This is a genomic window from Lacticaseibacillus camelliae DSM 22697 = JCM 13995 (assembly GCF_001311195.1).
GTDB lineage: Bacteria > Bacillota > Bacilli > Lactobacillales > Lactobacillaceae > Lacticaseibacillus > Lacticaseibacillus camelliae.
This window is the reverse complement of record NZ_BBAJ01000160.1, coordinates 1-745: the sequence shown is the minus strand read 5'-3', so window position 1 is coordinate 745 and position 745 is coordinate 1. Positions and strand designations below refer to the sequence as shown.

General features: G+C 63.8%; 1 protein-coding gene. It reads left to right on the top strand.

The genetic code is table 11. From position 1 onward, the window contains the following. The coding region (locus JCM13995_RS13495; RefSeq protein WP_173581570.1) for a fibronectin type III-like domain-contianing protein at nucleotides 1–745 on the top strand (745 nt) is incomplete at both ends.

The window sequence follows — 745 nt, the reverse complement described above, 5'->3', positions numbered from 1 at the left end:
CCCGAATGTCGTGGTCCTGCTGGTGGCGGGCTCCGTGGTCGCCACCGACTGGGCGAAGGACGCCAAGGCCGTGCTCAACTTGTTCCTCGGTGGTGAAGCCGTCGGGGCCGCCGCGGAACGCCTGCTGTTCGGCGCGGTGTCGCCCTCTGGCAAACTGACCGAGACTTACCCGCTCCGCTACGAAGACGTGCCGTCCAGCACGTTGTACGGGCACGACCCGTTATCGGTCCCGTACGCCGAGAGTCTGTACGTCGGCTATCGTTACTACGACAAGGCCAAGCAGGACGTCGCCTTCCCGTTCGGCTTCGGGATGAGCTACACCACCTTCGCCATGAGCAACGCGCGCCTGAACGCCGATCACCTTGGTAAAACTGATCAGGCACTGACCGTCACCGTTGACGTGAAAAACACCGGGAGCCTGCGCGGCGCCGAAGTTGTTCAGGCCTACGTCAGCGAGGACGACCAGGACCAGCTGGTCCCTAAACAGGCGCTGGCGGCGTTTCAAAAAGTCTGGCTTGACCCGGGCGAGCAGCAGACCGTGACGCTGACGCTGCCCAAGCGCGCTTTTTCACGCTGGAACGAGCAGCATCAGCAGTTCACCCTGGCCGGTGGCGCGTGGCACGTGTGCGTCGGCAACAGCAGCCGCAACATGATCACGCGCCTGCCGCTGACGGTGGAAGCACCAGCCTTTCGCATCGAAGCGCCAGCCTGGTACCGTCAGCCCACCGGCCTGCCAACTGTTAAA